Source organism: Ureibacillus sp. GCM10028918, assembly GCF_042666115.1.
GTDB lineage: Bacteria > Bacillota > Bacilli > Bacillales_A > Planococcaceae > Ureibacillus.
Map to the genome: position 1 here is coordinate 99197 of NZ_JBHTFK010000017.1, position 17079 is coordinate 116275.

The following is a 17079-nucleotide window of genomic DNA, read 5'->3' on the forward strand; positions in this document are numbered from 1 at the left end:
TAGAGTACCTTCACTTTTAGTGGAGGTACTCTATTTTTTTGAAGAAATATTAATGAGTCTTTTCTAAAACAAGATACTAGAAAAATCCTCTTCTTCTACGAACTGGTGCACCCATAAAGCCAGTGTTACCTGTGAATCCACTGTTACCGGTAAATCCAGCATTGCCTCTTGTTCCTGCATTATAAGGCGGGAAGAATTCTTGTGTTTCAGAGTATTCATTCACAACAGATTGAGTGCGTGGGAAGAAATGCTGATTATGAGTGTTGTGTCTATTAACAGTTGTCGTATGAACTGGGTGGTAATGTGGTACGACTGTGTTGAAGATGTTCGTTCTTACAACTTCTTGAGTTGGTGATACTCGTGCTGGTGCATATTGTGTTGGAAAAACATTTGGTGGACAGCAAATGGGGTTGTTGCAACGCCCTCCACAATGATGACGACGATTCATAAACTTTAACCTCCTCTTCATTAATAGTTTGTGCATTACTAATCTATTCACAAGAGAGAGGAGGAACTAGATAAAATACCTATTATAGAATAAGAAGTTGATAAATAAAGTTAACATTTACTGTATTTCAAGTCTTTAACTTACCAAATTTATTGTGCAAGAACCTAAATGGAAAAAAAACATATGATAAATAGGATGAAGGCGGGCTAATGTCACGTATTTAAGCCAGTGGTTAAAGCAGTACAGTATATTTGTCGATGCTCAAGGACTAAGTGAATTTTCAATAATGTAAAAAAGGGGAACGCACAGATGAGTTCATCAATTGATTTTTCTTCACCATCGACTCAATTTTATTTTGACGTAAACAAAAGTCAGCTGTATAAAAAAGATCGACAAAATTTTATTAATGTTTTAGGTGTAAGTGAATTGAATTCATTAAAAGGTCTTTCGATGTTGGATACTTTTTTAAGCAAAGGCAATATTGTTGAGCCTCATTACCACCAAAATGCAGCTGAACTAGTTTATTGTATTTCTGGTTGTGCTAACGTTTCGATTTTTAATCCTTATTCAAAACAATTAATGCAATTTACAATCACCCCTGGGCAAGTAGTAAATGTGCCGCAAGGGTGGTGGCATTTCATAGAAGCACAAGCAGACCATACACATTTTTTAGCGATATTTGATTCGAATACTCCAGAAGTGATATTAGGTTCAGATATATTGAAATACACTCCTTCAACTATCATGGCAAAAGCGTATTGTCTTGACGAACTGCAATGGAAGCAAACTATCGCACCCGTTAGACCCGGTACTTTTATAGGTCCACATATAGATTGCCATCCAAATAATCACTATCAACAACCCTTTCCTGCATATGCTCCACACTATTCCGTGCCTATGAACCATCAACCAATGAATTTTCCATTCTATTCTTAAGGATGAAAAAATGGGGGAGACCATGTCTCAGAGCGTTGAAAAACGCTCGCATCCTGTATTTTTTGTCCGGCTCTTCCCCTCATGAACGTTTTTTTCTATTCGAGTTAACGATTCGCCTGCGTGCCTTTTCATCTGTAGCAGAGCTTTCAATGCAGAGCAAAACTTGCTGAAAAGCGTTTTCAAGAAAGTCTGGGTACCTATTTTTATAAAAAACTTAAAGACAAAATCGAAATTCGACTTTGTCTACCCTTTGAAATATAGGGAACATGATTTTAAAATATGAACAATGCAAGTTGGTATTAGAAATACTAACTAGTGGGAAAAGAAGTATTAGAATATGATTAGCTATACACTTATATTATATTTGATAATTCCTATCTATTTACTTATAATTAATGTTGAGTGGATAGATAGGCATTAAAATATCGATTTAAGGATTGTGATTTGAATGGCATATTTATTGGATAGTACAATAAGATATTTAGAAAATGTAAAACAGCAACCACCAATACATACAATGACACCAAATGAAGTTAGAAGTCTACGGGCCAATGCCCCGAAACCTAAGAACCCAATACAAACTTCTTTGAAGGAAATCGAAGACAAAAACATAACAGTACGCGATGGAGAACAAATACCTATCCGTATCTATACCCCAAACGGCAAAGAACCATTTCCCGTTATTATTTATTATCATGGGGGAGGATGGGTATTAAACGATATTGAGACATGCGATGCAAGCTGTCGGCTTCTCGCAGCGGATACGAAATCAATTGTCGTTTCAGTTGGTTACCGATTGGCCCCGGAATATCAATTTCCTATACCATTATATGATGCATATGATGCATTTCTTTGGACTGTTGAACATTCACAGGAGATGAATGGACTACTAAGTGATGTTTCAGTAATGGGGGATAGTGCAGGCGGGAATTTAGCAGCGGTTGTGGCAATATTAAATAATGAGCTTCAAGGTCCAGCTATTAAATCCCAGATATTGCTTTACCCGGTAACGGATTTATCTTTTGCTACAGATTCCTATTATCAGTTTGCGGAAGGTTTTGGATTACAGAACAAAGACATGGAATGGTTTGCCCATTTCTATTTAAAAGAAAAGGGGCTACGGAAACATCCTTACGTATCTCCATTACATTCAAACAATTTAAGGGAATTACCGAAAGCTTGTATAATCGTTGCAGAAAATGATGTTTTAAAAGATGAAGGAAAAGCCTATGCACAAAGACTCGAATATTTCGGTAATCATGTTGAATTACACACTGCAAGTGGTTTAGTACACAGTTTTTTCACAAACAACAATTATTTCAGTCAAGAAATTGATGATACTATAAGAACAATTCATGCATTTTTGAAAAAATAATTTCAAAGGTAAGAGAAGCAGACTTTATTATGCTTCTCTTTTTTTATGGTAAAGAATTATAAGGTTCAATGCTTACCTGTCAATATATAGAGGAAAGGAGAGAATGGAATGACACATGAACATCCTCCTTTAACTGAAGGAGGATGTTATATCTTACTTTCTTTATACGAACCTAGACATGGGTACGGTATTATTCAACTTACACAAGAATAACAGCAGGCCGTGTGAAATTAGGGGCAGGAACAATTTATGGTGAAATTAAAACATTATTTGATCGTGGTTGGATTCGAACTTCTGAAGACGTTGGGCGAAAAAAGGAATACATCATTACGGAAGAAGGAAAAAAGGTCATTCAATCAGAAATTTCTAGATTAAGGGAACTTTTTGATAATGGTGTACGTATAACAGGAGGTGGCAAATTTTGAGAGATAGCAAAATAAAAATTCGTCTTCTTTTCGATTATGAAAAAGAGGAAACCTGGGTAAATTTTATGTCAAAAAAAGGGTGGACTTTAACCTACTTTGGGTTAGTATACTATTCTTTCGAGAGAGGTGAACCGGGGAATATGTTTATCGTAATGAAATGATTTATGGAATGGATTCAAAAGAAGATAGCAAGGAGTACATTAGCTTTAGCAATCGTCAGGAATTGAACTTGTAAAGGTTGTTTTTAATTGGGCTTATTTTCGGAAGAAGGCTGCAGATGGACCGTTTGAATTATATAGTGATACGACTTCAAAGCTGGCTTACCTAAATCGAGTATTGTCCCGATTTTTAACCGTATTTTTTATTAACTTAATCATTCGAATCATTATTTAACTCTATTAGGAAGTAATGGTAGTCTGAATGATTTTGTTGGAGGAATTAATATTGGATGCACAATTATTTTACTATTCCCTATCTTTAAAATTTGCAATAAACGGAGAAATTTAAAACAACAATTGGAAATTTCCAGTGACTAGAAAGGAGCTCTACAATGACTTTAACTCTAGAACATGTTGTGAAAAAATACAAAGATTTCACAGCAGTAAATGACCTGTCTTTCACCATAGGAAAGGGTGAGATTTTTGGTCTTATTGGCCAAAATGGTGCAGGAAAAACGACTACCTTCCGTATGATTTTAGATCTTCAAGAACAAACGGCCGGTACGATTACTTGGGATGGTATACCCATTAAAAAAATTAACAATGATTACTTAGGATACTTGCCAGAAGAGCGGGGTATTTTCCCACAGATGAAGGTGGAGGAACAATTACTATTCTTTGGTGAATTGCGTGGGATGAAACGTGATGAGTTAAAAAAGGAAATTGATTTTTGGATCGCACGCTTCGATTTAGAAGAAAAACGGAACAGCAAAGCGGAAACATTATCAAAAGGGAATCAACAAAAAGTACAACTAATTGCAAGTTTTATTCATAAACCAAAATTTTTAATCTTGGATGAACCATTTAGTGGATTAGATCCTGTAAACCGGGACTTATTGAAAAAGGCTATTTTATTATTAAAGGAAAAAGGTGTGACAATACTATTTTCCAGTCACCAGATGGATAATGTTGAAGAATTATGTGATCATCTTTGCCTACTGAAACGAGGAGTCTCTCTTTTCTCCGGTAGTCTTCTAGATTTGAAAAAGCAATATGGAAAAACGAAGTTAACGTTACGTACAAAAGTTCCTTTAAGAGAGTTAGAGAAAATGGCAGGAGTAAAAGAAGTTAAAGTCGAACGAGATGAATATGTTTTGACTTTGCTAGATGAATCCTTTGCAGAATCTATCTTCGACGTTGTCTCAAATGGACAATATATTGAAAAATTTAGTCTTGATTATTTATCGCTAGATGAAATTTTCAAAGATAAGGTAGGTGGCAATGTTGAATAAATTATGGATTCTTATTAAACAGCTCTATAAACAAAAGGTTCGTGCTAAATCTTTTATACTTATGACGCTTTTATACGTAGCGATAATTGCGGTTATTATGTTCTGGTCAGAGATTAAAGGAATCTTCGTGAATGAAGAGGCACTTGAAATAGCATTGGTTAACGAAACATCGATTGAATTAGATCCAATATTTGTATCTAATGAAGACATTGCATTTAGTTTCCCAACGGAACCAGCCGACACTTTATATAATCAACTTGAAGATGAAAAATTTGATGCGGTCGTAGTAGTTACAGAAGAAAATGAAAAATTAAAAGCAGATATTGCAACTTATGTTCCTCTAAAATTAAATGATCAATCTACTATTTCATCCTTTGTGCAATATGCGGGAAAAATTTACGGAATCCAGCAACTGAACTTAACAGCTAGTGAAGCTGACAAGATCTTAAACTCTGAAGCAATCATTACGAATACAAACTTAAACGAAAGCGTTGCGGATGGGAAAAGCGAAGATCAAAAACAATCAGGTATATGGGCTTCCTATTTTGTAGGGATTGTTATTTACTTCTTCATCATGGCATTCCTATCAATGATTACGACAGATGTTGCATCGGAAAAGGGATCTAGAGCACTTGAAATGCTATTAGTAAGTGTAAAACCAGGTACACATTTCCAATCTAAAATTATAGGGACCACACTACTTGCTCTTACACAATTTGTCATTATATTTGGTTTCCTTTATGTCCTTCTGCGAGTAACTGACGATGGGGCAAAATGGGAAATGGTTGAAGCAATTCTAAATGAACTATCATATTCCTACGTATTTTACGTAATTGCCTTTTTATTTTTAACGATAGTCTTGTTCCTAATTATCGGTGCATTATTTGGTTCACTTGTATCGAAGGTAGAAGAGGCTTCTCAAGTAATGACTCCAGGGATCATGATTGCACTAGTTGGTTTTTATGTCATGATTTCCGGTGTAGCAAATCCAGATACATTGCTCATTAAAGTTTTCTCGTATATTCCGTTAACTTCTGGCATGGTCATGCCATTGCGTATCGGAGCAACGGATATAGCAGCAATCGAACCAATGATTTCATTAGCAGTTTTAATTATTACTGTTTTGGGTGCCTATATTATCAGCCTATCATTCTACAAACGTAGTGTATTAACTTATAGCTCTGGCGGAGTTATTCAAAAAATAAAAACTGTCTTTAAAGTGACAACATAATTATACAGAGTTCAGGCTGTAAAGAGATTCGAAATGTCGAATGTCCTTACAGTCTTTTTATTGTTACGGGAATTATAAAATTTGTATTATTACGACGATACAAGAAGAAACTAGCATCCAAACGGTAGGATAGCTGTGGTATTACGATGCTACAAGAAGAAACTAGCTCCAAACGGTAGGATAGAGACCGCAGCAGAGTTCCAAGTAGAGACGAGTAGGAAGGATGTAGAAAAAAAGAACGTGAAACAGATTAGAGCGTTCACCTCACGCTAAAACACCACCTCAAAAACATCCAATCTACCCCTAACACCATACTTTGTGAATATACCGCTTTTTTTCTTCACTACTACTTTTGAATGAAATGTTTCGATTTCTGAATTATTTTCGAGAATGGTCTTCACGGGTAATTTAATATTTGCTAAAATTAGTTGGGCTTTATAAGAACTGAATTTTTTAAAAATTTAGTACCTTTAGAAAGTGAAGAAGGTGGATAAATGAAAGTTTTTTGGAAATTAAGTTGGTTTTTTAAGTTGAGAAAGAAAGAGTACTTGATTGGACTATCCATGCTTGGATTAGTAGCAATATTAAATCTTATACCTCCAAAAGTAATTGGCTACGTAATTGACGAAATAGGCAGTCGGGAGTTAACACCCAGTTCACTTGCTAAATGGATAGGAATCATCATTGTTGTAGCAATTTTAATCTACATCCTTCGTTACTATTGGCGTCGTATGATTTTTGGTTCTTCCACTTATTTAGCAAAAATTTTGCGTGAAAAGCTCTTCCGCCATTTTACGAAAATGAGTCCGTCATTTTACCAGCAACGACGGGTTGGGGATTTAATGGCGCATGCAACAAATGATATTGCAGCGGTTCAGCAAACGGCCGGTGGGGGAGTTTTAACTCTATTTGATTCCGTTACAACAGGTGGGTTTGTGATATTGGCCATGGCAGTAACCATTGATTGGCGTTTAACTTTAATCGCCTTAATCCCTATGCCGTTAATGGCTATATCAACAAGTTATTATGGTAAGCTGTTGCACTCTAGGTTTCGTGAGGCTCAAGCAGCATTTTCAGATTTAAATGATAAAACACAGGAGAGCATTTCTGGTATTAAAGTTATCAAGACGTTTGGGCAGCAAGAGGAGGATACTGCAGATTTTACTCGTCTTTCAAACGATGTAGTTGATAAAAACATGAAGGTTGCCAGAGTCGATTCGTTGTTTGATCCGACAATCAGTTTAGTGATAGGTTTTAGCTTTATGCTGAGTCTAGGATTTGGTGCGAAATTTATTTATGAAGACTCTATGTCAATTGGTGATTTGGTCGCGTTCAATACCTATTTAGGGTTACTCGTTTGGCCAATGCTGGCTTTCGGTATGCTTTTCAATATTATGGAACGTGGTTCAGCCTCCTATGATCGAATTGAGCAACTATTATCGGTGCCGGTAGAAATCGAGGATAAAGAAAACGCATTGGATATAAAACCAAATGGAGAGATTCAATTCAACATTCATGAATTCAAGTTCCCTGGCGATCAAAGTAGTGCGCTGCGCGATGTTCATTTTAAGTTGAACCGTGGGGAAACCTTAGGAATAGTCGGTAAAACAGGTTCAGGAAAAACAACCATTTTAAAGCTATTATTACGTGAATTTGAAGGCTTTAACGGGGAAATTAAATTCGGAAACCATTCAACTGATGAGTATAAAAAAATTAGATTAAGAGAGTCAATAGGATATGTCCCTCAAGATCATTTTTTATTTTCCACTTCGATTTACGAAAATATCGCATTCAATAATCCGAATGAAGCTGCAGAAGAAGTTGAGCACATAGCAAGAATTGCTCATATACATGATGATATTTTAAGATTTTCTGAAGGATATCAAACAATTGTTGGAGAACGTGGCGTCTCTTTATCCGGTGGACAAAAACAGCGAATCTCCATAGCCCGTGCACTTATGTTGAAACCAGAGCTCTTGATTTTAGATGATTCTTTATCGGCTGTTGATGCAAAAACGGAAGAAGCAATACTAAGATCTCTAAAAGAAGCAAGAGAAGACTCAACAACGATTATTACTTCGCATCGTTTAAGTGCAATAGAACACGCGCATTTAATTATTGTAATGCATGAAGGAACGATTGTTGAAAAAGGAAGTCATGAGGAATTGATGGCGCTGCAGGGTAGATACTTTGAAATGTATCAGTTACAGCAGCTTGAAAGATTGGTAGAAAAGGGAGGGGAAGAGAATGAAAAACAAGCTCGCCTTTTCTAGTAAAGAACAAACTCAGATTCTCATAAGACTGCTTTCTTATCTAAAGCCTCATAAAAAGGCTGTAATACTAGCTCTATTTTTACTGATGCTAACAGTTATCGGTGATGTACTCGGGCCATATCTCATAAGTGTATTTATTGATGACCATGTGGTGAAGAATAATTTCCATATGGAGCCACTTATTTTCTTAGGAGTTTCTTATTTTATTATTCAAATACTAAATGTCATCATTTCTTATATACAGCTTGTAAAGTTCCAGGAGATTGCGTTAAAGGTTATTCAGCAATTGCGGATAGATGTTTTCACGAAAATTCATAGACTGGGCATGCGATATTTTGACGAAACACCGGCAGGGTCAATCGTTTCAAGAGCGACAAATGATACGGAGGCAATAAGGGAATTATTCGTATCCGTACTAAGCTCATTTTTGCAAGCGGCGTTTTTAATTGTCGGTGTTTATACCGCGATGTTTATATTAAATCCAATGCTTGCTTTTTATGCCCTTGTTTTACTGCCATTGATATTTTTGGTTATTTATTTATACCGAAAATATAGTTCCGTTATATTCATGGCAATGCGAGAGAAGCTTAGTCAGTTGAATGCAAAATTAGCCGAGAATTTATCTGGAATGGGTATTATTCAAACCTTCCGTCAGGAACAGCGTATTTCAGATGAATTCGATCAAATAAATGAGGAACATTACAACGCAGGGATGAACAATATCAAATTAAATAGTCTTCTGCTAAGACCTGTAATCGATTTAATATATTTCTCTGCCATCGTTATTATTTTAACTTATTTCGGTGTCACTTCATTCAACACAGCAATAGAGGTGGGGATTGTTTATGTTTTCATCACATATATCAACCGATTCTTTGAACCAATCAATAGTGTAATGGAACGGTTAGCGTTTTATCAACAAGCCATTGTTGCTGCATCGCGAGTATTTGATTTGTTGGATGATGATGAAGTCGAGCCGGAGCAAAAGGAAAGTGATCTAACCATAACGGATGGTTTAATCGAGTTTAAAGATGTAACCTTTAGCTACAATGGCAAAACAAACGTTTTGAAAAATATATCGTTTACTGTAAAACCTGGGGAAACGGTGGCATTGGTGGGGCATACTGGAAGCGGAAAAAGTTCTATTATCAACCTATTAATGCGTTTCTATGAATTTGAAAAAGGGGATATTTTAATAGATGGGAAATCTATTAAGTCCTATCGCAAAAACGAGTTAAGAAACAAACTTGGTCTGGTTCTGCAGGACCCTTTCCTTTTCTATGGAACAATTGCAAGTAATATTCGCTTATTTAATCCAAGCTTAACAACAGAACATGTTATGGAAGCGGCACAATTTGTTCAAGCAGATAAATTTATCGAACAGCTGCCAAGTCAATATGAGCAAAAGGTTTCTGAGCGTGGTTCTACATTTTCTAGTGGGCAAAGACAGCTTGTTGCTTTTGCTCGTACAATTGCCACCAATCCTAAAATTTTGGTATTAGATGAAGCAACAGCATCAATTGACACTGAAACTGAAGTGGCAATTCAAGCTTCCCTGGAAAAGATGAGAAAAGGTCGTACTACAATCGCCATTGCCCATCGCCTTTCAACAATTCAAGATGCAGAGCAAATTTTGGTTTTACATCAAGGAGAGATAGTTGAGAGAGGGACACATCAAGAGCTTCTTGCACAAAAAGGGCTGTATCATAAAATGTATCTACTGCAAAATGGAATTGTCGAGTAAGTATCATAAAGGGGATGCCGCATTATTGTAGGTATCCTCTTCTTTATTAAAGTAAAGGATTCAGTTATCGTCCATTTTGCTTATACCATTTACTTCAATTTTTCTGAGTACTATAATTGGTTTAGCTTAATCCAAGCAAAAATACTTAAGAAGGTGTCAAAATGAATATAGATCGTAAAGGGATACTTTATGCAGTCGCAGCATATGGTATATGGGGAGTTTTCCCGCTCTATTGGAAACTGCTTGCCCATGTCAATAGTTTAGAAGTATTGGTTTCCAGAGTAATTTGGTCCTTTGTGTTTACTTTACTCTTCATTATTGTAATTAAACAAAGAAAACTAATAATAGAAGATATAAAATCATTATGGAAAAATAAAAAGTTATTCTTGTCGTTATTAGCAGCGTCCTTCGTAATCTCCTGCAACTGGTTTCTATATATATATGCAGTAAACAATAATCACGTAGTTGATGCAAGTTTAGGTTATTATATTAATCCATTAATCACGGTTGTATTTGGCATGATTTTCTTTAAAGAAAAACTTTCCAAAATGCAAATTAGTGCTGTAGTTGTTGCCTTTATTGGTGTTCTATCACTTTCAATAGGATACGGGGAAGTTCCTTGGTTAGCATTGTTAATAGCATTGAGTTTTGCTAGTTATAGTGCGTTAAAAAAACAAACTGTTTTAAATGCAACTCGTGGTTTAGTAATTGAAACGATGTTAATGCTGCCAGTTGCGGTAGTTTACTATATTTATATTATGTCTACTAAAAAAATATCCTTTTTACATGTGAACTGGCAAACGGATCTTGTTTTAGTAATTGGAGGAATTGTAACGGCGATTCCACTAGTGTTATTTGCTAAGGGTGCCAAATTGCTTCCACAGTACATTATTGGTTTTATTCAATATATGACACCGACAATTGTACTCATTTTAGGTATTGTTTTGTACCACGAACCATTTACAAAAACAGAGTTAATTTCATTTATGTTTATTTGGTTATCGATACTTATTTTTACTTTCTCAACTATTTTTGAGTCTAGAAAGAGAATTCAAATTCAAGAAACCGCTAATGCTGATATTTAATAAAAATAATTGAACTTTTAGAATTTTATATTATTTAATTAGGTATGTGATATGATTTAGTGTAGCAAGAATGCTCATTTATTCATTCACAAATCTTACACATTTTAGACAAGAAATCTTCAAAACCATTTCAAAGCATAATCAGAGAAATTTTGGTACTATGAAGACATTAATTTGTAAGGAGAGAACACCATGAACACAGATGTGAATGTCTTTTTAGCGTTCGGTGCGGGTTTTTTAAGTTTTATTTCACCTTGTACATTACCGCTTTATCCAGCCTTCCTGTCTTATATCACAGGTATGAGTTATGATGAATTGAAAAATGAAAAGGGTATGTTGCAAAAACGTGCAATTTTACATACGTTATTCTTTTTAATTGGTTTTTCTATAATTTTTATAGCAATAGGGTTTGGTGCATCAATCGCAAGAGATTTTTTTGTTACTTATCAAGATTTAATGCGACAGATCGGGGCGATCTTAATTGTTGTATTCGGTTTGATGATTGTGGGATTACTGCAAGTCGACTTCTTGATGAAAGATCGAAAGTTTGAATTTAAAAATAGACCATCCGGCTACTTGGGATCATTATTGATTGGCTTTGCATTCGCAGCAGGATGGACTCCTTGTACAGGTCCTATACTAATGTCTATTATTGCATTAGCTGGAACAAATCCAGAATCAGGTATGTGGTATATGCTCGCTTATTACTTTGGTTTTGCAATTCCATTCTTTGTCCTGTCATTCTTTATTTCAAAGTTAGGCTGGATTCGCAAACATAGCCAAAAAATTGTTAAAGTTGGCGGATACATTATGATTGCTGTCGGAATTTTGTTATTCTTCAATGGGTTAGATTATCTTATTCGTATTCTATCCCCAATTTTTGGTGGATTTACAGGATTCTAATTGAAAATAAATTTTCCATGACTACTAACAACATACTAATAGATTGAATTAGCAGAATTAGCATAGAAGGGGAATGAAGAATGCCTACAGTATTAATAGTTGATGATGCACTTTTTATGAGGGTAGCAGTGGGGAATATGTTCAAAGATTGGGGCTTTGAAGTTGTAGGAGAAGCTTCTAATGGCAGGGAAGCAGTTGAATTATACAACCATTATAAGCCTGATCTTGTAACAATGGATATTACTATGCCTGTAATGTCTGGATTGGATGCAGTAAAAGAGATTATACCTGTGTACCCGGATGCTAATATCATTATGATGACCGCTCTTGGACAACAAAGAATCATTGTTGAAGCTATTGAAGCAGGTGCAAAGGATTTTATTACAAAACCTTTTGAAAAAAACCAATTGAAAACGGTTGTCAATAATATATTAGGTTATGAAGAATCTTAGGGTAAGGAACCTGCTATGAGCAATAGCAGGTTCTTTGTGTTGGATTAAGTATACACGATTGTAATAGGGGAATGAATTTTCTTATTATGCTTATTGTGGAAAAATATTAATAAATACGGTATTATCAATACGTTAATCATCTTAATATCGTTAATAGGATATATTGCAGAGAATAAGGTAATGATAATACCATTAAAGAGATATTTACAGAGGAGGGAAGAGTTATGTTAGCAAATATACCTTCTCAATATTTTATTATTGGATCAACGGTAATGGCATTTTTAATGGGTTTATTTGTGATGGTTGTGCGCATTCGTTCACAAAAGAAACCTGTTAACGCAAAAAAAATACTAATCCCTCCTATTGCCATGTCATCTGGAGGATTAATGTTTATTTTTGAAGAATTTCGTGTCACACCTATACAAATCTTAGAAGCGGTCGCTGTGGGAGTTGTTTTTTCTACCATTTTGATTGCAACATCTAGATTCGAAGTGCGGAGTGCAGAAATTTATATGAAACGATCAAAGGCGTTTTTCTTTATCTTAGCCTGTTTATTAATTTTCCGAGTTATTTTGAAAGTATATCTTTCTGATTCGTTTGATGTTGGTGAACTTGCTGGAATGTTTTGGATACTGGCTTTTTCTATGTTATGGCCATGGAGACTTGTCATGTACTTCCGATATAAGAAGATTGAAAAAACATTAATTGCAGTATAAACGAAACGGGACCCTCTACTTGTGGGGGTCCCGTTTATATTTTGTTATGTAAACATGTTACTCAAAATAATGTTCATATGGAGTAACATCAATCTTCAATTCATCTAGTTTTTTTCTCAAGAACTTATGATCGCGTTTAGGAGTTGCTAAAATATAACCTCTAATCAGTAAGTCATGCGTAATTGATTTAGCCTTTTCTTTTAGAGCAATCTTGCCAACTGTTCCTGCAATCTTCTCCTTTGCTACTTGACGAAATAAATCAGGCACAGGGCTTACTAATTCATTCAGCAATTCTTTTGCGTCTTCTCCCCATAAATGAATTGTTTTATCTAAGTAATAGTTTTGCCAATCTAAATCAGATCTTCCATCTTTTTTTGGTAATGCTTTCAAGAATTTGCGGAACATAAAGAATCCGCCAATCCCCATCAAGGTAATTAAGACAAATACCCAAAATAGTATAAACCACATAAACCAACCTTCTAAGTTGTTCAATCCGTTCACCTCTTTAATATCACTATTTCTTATTATAAAAGGAACTAGAAAAGTTTTCACTTTAAATGTCTCTTTTTTTAAAGAAAAAAGATATTTATATAAGTGAAAGGAGGTGATAAGCATGGCAGCATTTAATTTTGACAGTGCAACACTAAGAATTTCTTATGTCACAGGTGTAGATGAGCAAGGTAAAGCAATTGTTACTTCTAAAACGTACCGAAATGTACGTGATAACGTTGAAGCTTCTCTAGTATTATCTGTAGTACAAGCTCTTTCAAGTCTATCAAGCTATGATTTTTTACTAGCTGAAAAAATCCTGACAGAAACTGTTGATGCGTAAAACTTTAAAAAAAGGAGAGATTTAAGTGGCACAAGTATTAGAAATGAAATTTGATACGGATAACGGAAAAACGATGACATTGACCGTAAATGATCCTAAGGAAAATCTAACACCCACGGAAGTTGAAAATGTGATGCAAACGATTATTAGCTCGAATATTTTTCATAACACCGGAAGTAGTTTAATTGGAATTAACCAAGCACAGATTGTAGAACGCACCGTATCTGAAATTGAATTCGTTGAAGGTATTTAACAATTAAGTGATAGGTCGACAAAATCTTATACAAGGTTTTGTCGGCTTTCTCTTTAGAAAAAAACAAGGAGGGTACTCGTTGATGGAGGAATGGGTTCGTTTAATTCAAGAAATAGGGTTTCCAATAGTGGTTTCCTTTTATTTGTTATACCGTATTGAAACCAAACTTGAAGCAATCCACACTGCACTCGTTTCAATGAATCACTAACAGGAAAATAATTCAACTTACACAAAGCCATTCATTCACAAATTTGTTCGATATGCAGGAATTTGATTGGTTGTGTGTTTCCAAATATTCCGATAAGATGGGAAAAGGAAAGAGGAGTTGAATAATGTTGAATAAAAAAATAGTAGGTATTATCGGAATACTTATACTTTCTGTTGTCTTAAGTGCATGTAGTAATTATAAATTTAAAGCAGACACAGAATATGTCATTGATGATTTTACTGTAACAAACCATAAGGGTGAAGAAGTATCGCTGGAAAGCTTAAAGGGGAAGCCTTGGTTAGCTATGTTCATTTTTACAAATTGCACAACGATTTGTCAGCCAATGACATTCCATATGACTGAAGTTCAAGCTGCACTAGAAGAGCAGGGGGTTGAAGATTATAACATTGTTGGATTCTCTGTAGACCCGGCAAACGATACCCCTGAAGTGCTATCTGAATATTTAAGTCGGTATACGATTACAGATGAGTCTAAATGGAATTTTGTAACTGGCTATGACCAAAAATGGATTGAGCAATTCGCTTTAAATTCTTTTAAATCATTAGTAAAAATGCCAACCGACGGCGATCAAGTTATACATGGTTCAACTTTTTATCTAGTTGATGAAAATGGAGTTGCTGTAAAAAACTATCCTGGTTCTGAAGATGTACCACTAGATACAATAGCCATCGATATGAAAACATTAATTGAAGAACGTTTAGGAAAATAATTGTATGAACTTAAGAGCCGGACTTTTTATAGTCTGGCTTTTTTTGCGGCTTGGAAATTTTAAGGTGAGTTGATAGTTGAGAGCAGTATTAGAATCATATCAACTTAAACTTAAAGTCGGGGGAGCCTGAGGGGGAAATACCCAACATTTTAGTTTTGATTACAAACAATTAAAGTGTACAAAAAAGCATGAAGCTCAAAATAGAGCTACACGCTTTAAGATTTCCTAATTAGGTATATTTTTTATCTAAACTTGGGAAATTTGTGTCTTATTAAAATTCATTTCTTAATTGGTCAAAGACTTGTTTTAGGTCGGCGATAATGTCTTCGGCTTCTTCTATACCTACAGAGAAACGGAGTAAGCGATCGTCAACACCTCGAGCAACTCTTTCTTCATACGGAATATCCGCATGTGTCTGTGTGGCAGGATAAGTGATAAAGCTTTCAACCCCTCCAAGACTTTCAGCGAATGTGATTAATTGAATTCTTTGCAGGAATGGATTCACCATTTCAGCATTCTTTACACGGAAAGAAAGCATACCACCTTTACCAGTGTAAAGAACATCCGAAACCAATGGTTCTGTTTCTAGATAAGCTGCCACTTGTTTTCCATTTAAGTCATGCTGTTTCAAACGAAGGTGCATCGTTTTCAATCCACGAATAACTAACCAGCTATCCATCGGTGAGAGAACTAATCCCATACCATTATGAGCAAAAGCTAACTTTTCGCACAAATCTTGGCCTTTAGCAACAACCAGCCCAGCTAATACATCGTTATGGCCAGCAATATATTTTGTTGCACTATGTAACACAATGTCAGCACCATGTTCAATTGGACGTTGGAAGTATGGTGTATAGAAAGTATTGTCTACAATAAATAGTAAATTGTGTTTTTCACATAAACTTGCAAAGATGTCTAAATTAAATTCGATCATTAATGGATTCGTAGGCGTTTCCAAGAAAATTGCTTTCGTATTTTCATTAATTAATCCTTCAATCTCTTCTATGGATGCAAAATAGACTGGATTAATATTATACGTTTCACCAAATGTTTTTAATAATCGATAAGTACCACCATAAATATCATCTGGAACAATAATTTCATCACCTGGTTTGAAAAGAGATAAGATAAGTTGTACAGCAGCCATTCCTGAACTACATGCAAAACCTGCATCTCCGTTTTCTAGATCTGCAATCCCATTTTCTAAAATTTCTCGTGTTGGATTTTTTGTACGCGTATAGTCGTATCCTGTGGATTGCCCAATTCCAGCATGTTTATATGCTGTAGACATGTAAATTGGAGGATTGACGGCTCCTGTTTTAGGATCACTTAAGTTACCTAATTGAACTAGTTTCGTTTCAATTGAACGTTTTGTCACTTTTCTCACTCTTTCTTTTGAATACATTCGCAAAATATTATGATAAATCAAATGTTATTGATTATTAATACAATTTATCATGTTAAATTAATGAAAACAATACTCTCACAGTAGATTTAATTATTTATACAGTTAATATCTAAAGCTATGAATAAAAAAAGGTGGATAACCGTTTTCGGTTAAACACCTTAAACTTTATGCTTGCTGTTTTTTAAGCAAATCTCTAATTTCTTTTAAAAGCTCTTCTTTCGAATCTAATTCTGGAGCTGTTGGTTGTTCGACAACTTCCTCTTTCTTTTTGTGATTTATTTTATTAATAACACGAAGAGCCATAAAAATTGAAAAGGCAATAATTAAAAAGTCAATAATGGATTGTATAAATACACCTAGTTTAATTTGGGCATCTCCTTGCCCAAACATAAAACTTTCCGTTAAATCAACACCGCCAGTTAGCATACCGACAATTGGCATGATTATATTTTCTACTAATGAGGTAACAATTTTTCCAAACGCAGCCCCAATTACAACCCCGATTGCTAAATCCAGGACATTTCCTTTCATAGCAAATTCTTTAAATTCTTTCCACATAAATTGTATCTCCTTGCACTTTAATATTTAATTATTATAAGATGGTACTTTC

General features: G+C 34.9%; 21 protein-coding genes. 17 read left to right on the forward strand and 4 right to left on the reverse strand.

What is annotated here, in order from left to right:
• Nucleotides 1–76 precede the first annotated feature (76 nt).
• Nucleotides 77–448: a CotD family spore coat protein gene (locus ACFQU5_RS13415; protein WP_390288563.1), complete on the reverse strand. Its 372-nt coding sequence runs from the start codon at nucleotides 446–448 to the stop codon at nucleotides 77–79.
• 309 nt (nucleotides 449–757) lie between these two features.
• Here ACFQU5_RS13415 and ACFQU5_RS13420 point away from each other — a divergent pair, with 309 nt between their 5' ends.
• From ACFQU5_RS13420 to ACFQU5_RS13480, 13 genes are all read left to right on the forward strand, one after another.
• The gene (locus ACFQU5_RS13420; protein WP_390288565.1) at nucleotides 758–1384 is read left to right on the forward strand and encodes a cupin domain-containing protein; all 627 of its coding nucleotides are present in this window, start codon (nucleotides 758–760) and stop codon (nucleotides 1382–1384) included.
• Between the two features lie 448 nt (nucleotides 1385–1832).
• Nucleotides 1833–2759, forward strand: a complete 927-nt coding sequence (locus tag ACFQU5_RS13425; RefSeq protein ID WP_390288567.1) for an alpha/beta hydrolase — start codon at nucleotides 1833–1835, stop codon at nucleotides 2757–2759.
• 224 nt (nucleotides 2760–2983) lie between these two features.
• Nucleotides 2984–3184 carry a PadR family transcriptional regulator gene (locus tag ACFQU5_RS13430; RefSeq protein ID WP_390288569.1) on the forward strand — a complete coding sequence of 67 codons (201 nt, stop codon included), beginning with the start codon at nucleotides 2984–2986 and terminating at the stop codon, nucleotides 3182–3184.
• The gene (locus ACFQU5_RS13435) at nucleotides 3181–3345 is read left to right on the forward strand and encodes a DUF2812 domain-containing protein (RefSeq protein ID WP_390288571.1); all 165 of its coding nucleotides are present in this window, start codon (nucleotides 3181–3183) and stop codon (nucleotides 3343–3345) included. The genes ACFQU5_RS13430 and ACFQU5_RS13435 overlap by 4 nt, the downstream gene beginning before the upstream one ends.
• A 61-nt stretch (nucleotides 3346–3406) precedes the next feature.
• Nucleotides 3407–3577 carry a DUF2812 domain-containing protein gene (locus tag ACFQU5_RS13440; protein ID WP_390289320.1) on the forward strand — a complete coding sequence of 57 codons (171 nt, stop codon included), beginning with the start codon at nucleotides 3407–3409 and terminating at the stop codon, nucleotides 3575–3577.
• 157 nt (nucleotides 3578–3734) lie between these two features.
• Nucleotides 3735–4634: an ABC transporter ATP-binding protein gene (locus ACFQU5_RS13445; protein ID WP_390288573.1), complete on the forward strand. Its 900-nt coding sequence runs from the start codon at nucleotides 3735–3737 to the stop codon at nucleotides 4632–4634.
• The gene (locus ACFQU5_RS13450) at nucleotides 4624–5865 is read left to right on the forward strand and encodes an ABC transporter permease (protein ID WP_390288575.1); all 1242 of its coding nucleotides are present in this window, start codon (nucleotides 4624–4626) and stop codon (nucleotides 5863–5865) included. The genes ACFQU5_RS13445 and ACFQU5_RS13450 overlap by 11 nt, the downstream gene beginning before the upstream one ends.
• Before the next feature lie 494 nt (nucleotides 5866–6359).
• Nucleotides 6360–8138, forward strand: a complete 1779-nt coding sequence (locus ACFQU5_RS13455) for an ABC transporter transmembrane domain-containing protein (RefSeq protein ID WP_390288577.1) — start codon at nucleotides 6360–6362, stop codon at nucleotides 8136–8138.
• Nucleotides 8113–9882: an ABC transporter ATP-binding protein gene (locus ACFQU5_RS13460; protein WP_390288579.1), complete on the forward strand. Its 1770-nt coding sequence runs from the start codon at nucleotides 8113–8115 to the stop codon at nucleotides 9880–9882. Before ACFQU5_RS13455 ends, ACFQU5_RS13460 begins: the two co-directional genes overlap by 26 nt.
• 161 nt (nucleotides 9883–10043) lie before the next feature.
• Nucleotides 10044–10967 carry an EamA family transporter RarD gene (rarD, locus tag ACFQU5_RS13465; protein ID WP_390288581.1) on the forward strand — a complete coding sequence of 308 codons (924 nt, stop codon included), beginning with the start codon at nucleotides 10044–10046 and terminating at the stop codon, nucleotides 10965–10967.
• Between the two features lie 192 nt (nucleotides 10968–11159).
• On the forward strand, nucleotides 11160–11870 hold the full coding sequence (locus ACFQU5_RS13470; RefSeq protein WP_390288583.1) for a cytochrome c biogenesis CcdA family protein: 711 nt from the start codon (nucleotides 11160–11162) through the stop codon (nucleotides 11868–11870).
• An 80-nt stretch (nucleotides 11871–11950) separates the two neighbouring features.
• Entirely contained in the window at nucleotides 11951–12322 is a 372-nt protein-coding gene (locus ACFQU5_RS13475) for a response regulator (RefSeq protein ID WP_390288585.1), read from the forward strand.
• 224 nt (nucleotides 12323–12546) lie between these two features.
• Entirely contained in the window at nucleotides 12547–13038 is a 492-nt protein-coding gene (locus ACFQU5_RS13480) for a CcdC family protein (protein ID WP_390288587.1), read from the forward strand.
• A gap of 57 nt (nucleotides 13039–13095) precedes the next feature.
• On the opposite strand, the gene ACFQU5_RS13485 is transcribed toward ACFQU5_RS13480, so the two are convergent.
• On the reverse strand, nucleotides 13096–13506 hold the full coding sequence (locus ACFQU5_RS13485; protein WP_390289323.1) for a DUF2621 family protein: 411 nt from the start codon (nucleotides 13504–13506) through the stop codon (nucleotides 13096–13098).
• A 145-nt stretch (nucleotides 13507–13651) separates the two neighbouring features.
• On the opposite strand from ACFQU5_RS13485, the gene ACFQU5_RS13490 reads away from it, so the two are divergent.
• The 4 genes from ACFQU5_RS13490 (at nucleotide 13652) to ACFQU5_RS13505 (ending at nucleotide 15061) form a co-directional block, all read left to right on the forward strand.
• A complete protein-coding gene (locus ACFQU5_RS13490; RefSeq protein ID WP_390288589.1) occupies nucleotides 13652–13870 on the forward strand; it encodes a DUF1659 domain-containing protein in 219 nt (72 codons plus the stop codon).
• 25 nt (nucleotides 13871–13895) lie between these two features.
• Complete coding sequence (locus ACFQU5_RS13495) at nucleotides 13896–14123, forward strand: DUF2922 domain-containing protein (protein ID WP_390288591.1); 228 nt, start codon at nucleotides 13896–13898, stop codon at nucleotides 14121–14123.
• 82 nt (nucleotides 14124–14205) lie between these two features.
• Nucleotides 14206–14331, forward strand: coding sequence for a YvrJ family protein (locus ACFQU5_RS13500; RefSeq protein WP_390289326.1), 126 nt, complete (start codon nucleotides 14206–14208; stop codon nucleotides 14329–14331).
• Nucleotides 14332–14458: 127 nt separating this feature from the next.
• Complete coding sequence (locus ACFQU5_RS13505; RefSeq protein WP_390289329.1) at nucleotides 14459–15061, forward strand: SCO family protein; 603 nt, start codon at nucleotides 14459–14461, stop codon at nucleotides 15059–15061.
• 271 nt (nucleotides 15062–15332) lie between these two features.
• Here the strand turns inward: ACFQU5_RS13505 and ACFQU5_RS13510 are convergent, their stop codons facing one another.
• On the reverse strand, nucleotides 15333–16439 hold the full coding sequence (locus ACFQU5_RS13510) for a methionine biosynthesis PLP-dependent protein (RefSeq protein ID WP_390288593.1): 1107 nt from the start codon (nucleotides 16437–16439) through the stop codon (nucleotides 15333–15335).
• 195 nt (nucleotides 16440–16634) lie between these two features.
• Nucleotides 16635–17027, reverse strand: a complete 393-nt coding sequence (gene mscL / locus ACFQU5_RS13515; RefSeq protein ID WP_390288595.1) for a large conductance mechanosensitive channel protein MscL — start codon at nucleotides 17025–17027, stop codon at nucleotides 16635–16637.
• Nucleotides 17028–17079: the final 52 nt, after the last annotated feature.

What these genes read in the sequence shown, in the direction of transcription:
- ACFQU5_RS13415 (WP_390288563.1), bottom strand. Translation starts at nt 448, where the DNA reads ATGAATCGTCGTCATCATTGTGGAGGGCGTTGCAACAACCCCATTTGC.
- ACFQU5_RS13420 (WP_390288565.1), top strand. Translation starts at nt 758, where the DNA reads ATGAGTTCATCAATTGATTTTTCTTCACCATCGACTCAATTTTATTTT.
- ACFQU5_RS13425 (WP_390288567.1), top strand. Translation starts at nt 1,833, where the DNA reads ATGGCATATTTATTGGATAGTACAATAAGATATTTAGAAAATGTAAAA.
- ACFQU5_RS13445 (WP_390288573.1), top strand. Translation starts at nt 3,735, where the DNA reads ATGACTTTAACTCTAGAACATGTTGTGAAAAAATACAAAGATTTCACA.
- ACFQU5_RS13450 (WP_390288575.1), top strand. Translation starts at nt 4,624, where the DNA reads ATGTTGAATAAATTATGGATTCTTATTAAACAGCTCTATAAACAAAAG.
- ACFQU5_RS13455 (WP_390288577.1), top strand. Translation starts at nt 6,360, where the DNA reads ATGAAAGTTTTTTGGAAATTAAGTTGGTTTTTTAAGTTGAGAAAGAAA.
- ACFQU5_RS13460 (WP_390288579.1), top strand. Translation starts at nt 8,113, where the DNA reads ATGAAAAACAAGCTCGCCTTTTCTAGTAAAGAACAAACTCAGATTCTC.
- rarD (WP_390288581.1), top strand. Translation starts at nt 10,044, where the DNA reads ATGAATATAGATCGTAAAGGGATACTTTATGCAGTCGCAGCATATGGT.
- ACFQU5_RS13470 (WP_390288583.1), top strand. Translation starts at nt 11,160, where the DNA reads ATGAACACAGATGTGAATGTCTTTTTAGCGTTCGGTGCGGGTTTTTTA.
- ACFQU5_RS13475 (WP_390288585.1), top strand. Translation starts at nt 11,951, where the DNA reads ATGCCTACAGTATTAATAGTTGATGATGCACTTTTTATGAGGGTAGCA.
- ACFQU5_RS13480 (WP_390288587.1), top strand. Translation starts at nt 12,547, where the DNA reads ATGTTAGCAAATATACCTTCTCAATATTTTATTATTGGATCAACGGTA.
- ACFQU5_RS13485 (WP_390289323.1), bottom strand. Translation starts at nt 13,506, where the DNA reads ATGTGGTTTATACTATTTTGGGTATTTGTCTTAATTACCTTGATGGGG.
- ACFQU5_RS13490 (WP_390288589.1), top strand. Translation starts at nt 13,652, where the DNA reads ATGGCAGCATTTAATTTTGACAGTGCAACACTAAGAATTTCTTATGTC.
- ACFQU5_RS13500 (WP_390289326.1), top strand. Translation starts at nt 14,206, where the DNA reads ATGGAGGAATGGGTTCGTTTAATTCAAGAAATAGGGTTTCCAATAGTG.
- mscL (WP_390288595.1), bottom strand. Translation starts at nt 17,027, where the DNA reads ATGTGGAAAGAATTTAAAGAATTTGCTATGAAAGGAAATGTCCTGGAT.